Source organism: Streptomyces cahuitamycinicus, assembly GCF_002891435.1.
GTDB lineage: Bacteria > Actinomycetota > Actinomycetes > Streptomycetales > Streptomycetaceae > Streptomyces > Streptomyces cahuitamycinicus.
In genome coordinates this window covers 1-4,604 of sequence record NZ_POUC01000534.1, presented here as the reverse complement: position 1 = coordinate 4,604, position 4,604 = coordinate 1, and the positions used below count along the sequence as shown (strand labels likewise).

Sequence of the window (4,604 nt, the reverse complement as noted above, 5' to 3'; positions counted from 1 at the left end):
CCCTTGAGGGGTCCCCATTCGTTGGGGTCGGGGACGCCGGGCGGGAGCATCTGGCGGCGCTTGGGACCGCCGTGTTCCGACTCGCCCGGTTCCTTCGCTCCGGGCCAGGCCTTGGCGACGCGGGCGGCCAGGACGAAGTCCTTGCGCAGGGGGTGGCCTTCGAAGTTCTCGGGCAGGAGCAGGTGGTCCAGCGCCGGGTGGCCTTCGAAGGCGATGCCGAACATTTCGTGCGTCTCGCGCTCGTGCCAGGCGGCGCCCGCGTAGACGTCGACCGCCGAGGGCAGGGCGGCGGCCTCGTGCGGGACGGTCGTACGCAGAAGGAGGCGTCGTACGGGTGCGAGGGCGGCGACATGGGCCGTGACGCGGAAACCCGTGCCCGGTTCGTCGACCGCGCTCAGCCAGTCGAAGTAGGTGCAGCCGAGCCGGTCGCGGGCGGTTTCCAGGGCGGTGATCCAGGCGGCCGGGGGTACGTCGACCGTCAGGACCTCGTAGGACTCCTCGGCTGTGGCATCTGCGCCGAAGAGCTCCTCGGCGCCGGAGGGCAGCCAGCCGACGGCGGTCATCGCCCCTCCTCCGAAGCCGGCCCCTGAGCCGGCGGCGGCACCAGTCCGCTCTGCAGTGCCGCCGCCGAAGGACGGCCCGCGCCGCTGCCGTACCGCTCCCCCAGCGACTCGCGGGCGATCTTCTCCTGGAGCTTGAGGATGCCCTGGAGAAGTGCCTCGGGGCGCGGCGGGCAACCCGGCACGTACACGTCCACCGGAATGATCTGGTCGACGCCCTTGGTGACGGAGTACGAGTCCCAGTAGGGGCCGCCGCAGTTGCTGCAGGCGCCGAAGGAGATGACGTACTTCGGCTCCGGCATCTGTTCGTAGAGGCGCTTCACGGCCGGAGCCATCTTGTCCGTGACGGTGCCGGAGACCACCATCAGGTCGGCCTGGCGCGGGCCCGGGGCGAACGGGATGACGCCGAGGCGGATGAAGTCGTGGCGGGCCATCGACGCGGCGATGAACTCGATCGCGCAGCAGGCGAGGCCGAAGTTGAAGACCCAGAGCGAGTAGCGGCGGCCCCAGTTGAGGACGACCTTCATCGGCTCGGGCGCGAGGCGGGCCAGGGCGCCCAGCCGCTTGGGCTCGGGCAGCAGCACGGGCTCGGGCGCCGAGGGGTTCACGTCCATGTCAGGACGCCCTTCTTGTAGGCGTAGAGCAGGCCGACGGCCAGGAAGCCGAGGAAGATGAACATCTCGACCAGGGTCGTCGCGCCGTAGCCGGGGGCGGCGAAGACGGTCGCCCAGGGGAACAGGAAGATCGAGTCGACGGCGAAGATCACGTAGAGGAAGGCGTACACGTAGTAGCGGACCTGGGTGTGGGCCCAGCCTTCGCCGACGGGGTCGACGCCGCACTCGTACGTCATGAGTTTCTCGGGGGTGGGGACCACCGGCCGCAGCAGGCGGCCGGCCCCGAAGGCCACGGCGACGAACAGCACGCCGACGACGGCGAGCAGTCCGACGACCGAATAGGACTGGAAGTAGTCCGCCGCGACGACGGTCGTGGTGACGACGGTCGGTTCCGGCACGTCCGTCCCTCGCTCCCTGAAACTCGGACCTGGATCCTGCGACGATGCTGCGGCTCACTCGGATGCCGCCGTTCGACGATCTGTACGCACGGGAGTCTAGGCCCTGATAAGGGCAGGGTAAGCAGCCCGTCGTGGCCGGGCATGCGGGGGTGGGGTTTTCCTCAGTGGATCCTGGCGGTCCACCTCATGGCGCCGTCGCCCGCCGCCGGGCACGCTAACGCATATGACCCAACACATCCCGTCCCCGGGCACGACGGCGGCCCGGGGGGCCGCCGTGCCGGACGACCGTCCGCCGCCTGCCCGGCTCGCCTATGACCGGCACACCTGGAAAGAGATCGCGCACCTGCTGGCCAACCTGCCGGTCGCGCTGCTCGGTTTCACCTACGTCGTGACGATGATGTCCATCGGCTTCGGCCTGACCGTCACGGTGGTGGGTTTCCCGCTGCTCGCGGCCGGGCTCATCGGTGCGCGGCAGTTGGGGAGGATGGAGCGGGCGCGGGCCAGGGCGCTGCTCGGGGTGCGGATCGAGGAGCCGAGCCGGCTGCGGCTGCGCGGCGGGGGCGGCTTCTTCCAGCGGTTATGGATGCAGCTGAAGGATCCGGTGGGCTGGCGCACGGTGCTGTACGAGTTCATCCGGCTGCCGTGGGGCGTGCTCACCTTCGGTGTCACGCTGACCTCGCTGTTCGTGCTGTGGCCGGTGTTGCCGTTCATCGCCCGGGGGCTGACGAACGCCGACCGGGCCATGGTGCGGGCGTTGCTGTCGCCCTCCGACGAGCTGGAGCGGCGGATCGCCGAGCTGGAGTCGGACCGGGGGGTCGTGGTCGACACGGCTGCGGCCGATCTGCGGCGCATCGAGCGGGATCTGCACGACGGGGCGCAGGCCCGGCTGGTGGCCCTGGCCATGGGTCTCGGCATGGCCAAGGAGAAGGTGCTGGAGGACCCGGACGCGGCGGCGGTGATGGTCGAGGAGGCGCACGGCGAGGTGAAGCTGGCGCTCCAGGAGCTGCGGGATCTGGCGCGCGGCATCCACCCGGCGGTCCTGACCGACCGTGGCCTGGACGCGGCTCTGTCCTCGGTCGCCTCGCGCTGCACGGTCCCGGTGAAGGTGACGGTCGATCTGCCTCAGCGGCCGGCCGCGGCCATCGAGGGCATCGCCTATTTCACCGTCTCGGAGCTGCTGCAGAACGTCAGCAAGCACAGCCGCGCGAAGTCGGCCTCGGTGGACGTGTGGCGGACGAAGACCCGGCTGCTCATCCAGGTGTGGGACGACGGGGGCGGGGGCGCGAGCCTCGACGGCGGTACGGGGATGAAGGGGCTGGCGGACCGGCTGGGCGCCGTCGACGGGCTGTTCGTCCTGGATTCACCTGTGGGCGGCCCGACGACGGTCACGGCGGAACTGCCCTGGCGGGACCGCTCCGGGGACCGGGGGTAGGGAAAACCCCCCGCCCAAGACGCCGACGGACTCCATGGTCCGCCGACCTGCGGCGGAGCAGGGTGGAGGCACGAGAGCACAGCCGCGGGACGAGGAGAAGGACGGCGCCGATGGCCACGGAGTACGGACAGGGGTACGGGCTCGACAGCGGGTCCGGGTTCCCGGGGAGCACCGAACGACGGCATCTGCTGCCCGCCGCGTTGCGGGCGCCGGTCGATCTGCGCACCTGGCTCGAACTCACCCATGTGCTGCTGAGCCTGCCGATCAGCATCCTGCTGTTCACGTACGCGGTCACGATGGTGTCGCTGGGGGCGGGACTGCTGGTCACGTTCCTCGGTGTGCCGGTGCTGGCGGCGGGGCTCGCCGGGTGCCGCGGTTTCGGGTCGCTGGAGCGGATGCGGGCGCGGGCGCTGCTGGGACTGGAGGTGGCCGATCCGGAGCCGCTGCGGGTGACGAAGCCGGGCGCGATGGCGTGGACGGTGGCCGTCCTCAAGAGCGGTGCCTCGTGGCGGGCCCTGCTGTACGGGGTGCTGCACCTGCCCTGGGCGGTGTTCTCGTTCGTCGTCGCGGTGAACGTGTGGGTGCTGGGCTGGGCGCTGCTGACGTACCCGCTGTGGTTCTGGGTGTTCCCGGTGTACGCCGGTCAGGAGGGGGTCCAGCTGTACGGCGACGAGACGCGCCGGATCTACCTCGACAACCCGTTCGAGATCACGGTGACCGCGCTGGTGGGGCTGCTGTTCACGATCGCCTCTCCGTGGATCGTGCGGGCGCTGACGATGGTGGACCGGCTGCTGGTGCACGGGCTGCTCGGGCCCTCGCGGCTGGCGTCGCGGGTGGTGGAGCTGGAGTCGGACCGGGGAGTCGTGGTGGACACGGCCGCCGCCGACCTGCGGCGTATCGAGCGGGATCTGCACGACGGGGCGCAGGCCCGGCTGGTGGCGCTGGCGATGGATCTGGGGATGGCGAAGGAGAAGTTGCAGGAGGACCCGCAGACGGCCGCGCGGATGGTGGACGAGGCACACGGAGAGGTGAAGACGGCGCTGCAGGAGCTGCGGGACCTGGCCCGGGGCATCCATCCCGCGGTGCTGACGGACCGGGGGCTGGACGCGGCGCTGTCGGCGGTGGCGTCGCGGTGCACGGTGCCGGTGCGGGTGGAGGTCGACCTGGTGGAGCGGCCGGCGCCGGCCATCGAGGGGATCGCGTACTTCACGGTGTCGGAGCTGCTGCAGAACGTCAGCAAGCACGCGCGGGCCACCTGGGCGGGCGTCGAGGTGTGGCGGACGGAGAACCGGCTGATGCTGCAGGTCGTGGACAACGGCGTGGGGGGAGCGGACGTGTCCGGGGGGTCCGGTCTCGCGGGGCTGGCGGACCGGCTCGACGCGGTGGACGGGATTCTGGTGGTGGATTCGCCGGCGGGCGGGCCGACCCGGGTGACCGCCGAGTTGCCGTGGCGGGGGGAGCACGTGAGGTGACCTTCGCGGGGGCTCGCGCCCCGGGCCGACCCCCTGTCACGGCCCGGGGGCTCGGCCCCCGCGGGCTGTGACAGGGGCTGGGCGCTGCTGACGTACCCGCTGTGGTTCTGGGTGTTCCCGGTGTACGC

At 71.4% G+C, this 4,604-nt stretch carries 5 protein-coding genes; 2 read left to right on the top strand and 3 right to left on the bottom strand.

Going from position 1 to position 4,604, the window contains the following annotated elements; genetic code table 11:
• From C1J00_RS38555 to C1J00_RS38545, 3 genes are all read right to left on the bottom strand, one after another.
• The coding region (locus C1J00_RS38555) for an NADH-quinone oxidoreductase subunit C (RefSeq protein ID WP_146046345.1) at positions 1-563 on the bottom strand (563 nt) is incomplete at its 3' end.
• Complete coding sequence (locus C1J00_RS38550) at positions 560-1,174, bottom strand: NADH-quinone oxidoreductase subunit B (protein WP_102913544.1); 615 nt, start codon at positions 1,172-1,174, stop codon at positions 560-562. The genes C1J00_RS38550 and C1J00_RS38555, both read right to left, overlap by 4 nt.
• On the bottom strand, positions 1,165-1,572 hold the full coding sequence (locus tag C1J00_RS38545; protein ID WP_102913543.1) for an NADH-quinone oxidoreductase subunit A: 408 nt from the start codon (positions 1,570-1,572) through the stop codon (positions 1,165-1,167). The genes C1J00_RS38550 and C1J00_RS38545 overlap by 10 nt, the downstream gene beginning before the upstream one ends.
• A 223-nt stretch (positions 1,573-1,795) precedes the next feature.
• Here C1J00_RS38545 and C1J00_RS38540 point away from each other — a divergent pair, with 223 nt between their 5' ends.
• Together C1J00_RS38540 and C1J00_RS38535 are read left to right on the top strand one after the other, a co-directional pair.
• On the top strand, positions 1,796-3,004 hold the full coding sequence (locus C1J00_RS38540; protein WP_102913542.1) for a sensor histidine kinase: 1,209 nt from the start codon (positions 1,796-1,798) through the stop codon (positions 3,002-3,004).
• Positions 3,005-3,114: 110 nt separating this feature from the next.
• On the top strand, positions 3,115-4,476 hold the full coding sequence (locus C1J00_RS38535; RefSeq protein WP_102913541.1) for a sensor histidine kinase: 1,362 nt from the start codon (positions 3,115-3,117) through the stop codon (positions 4,474-4,476).
• The last annotated feature ends 128 nt before the right edge of the window (positions 4,477-4,604 follow it).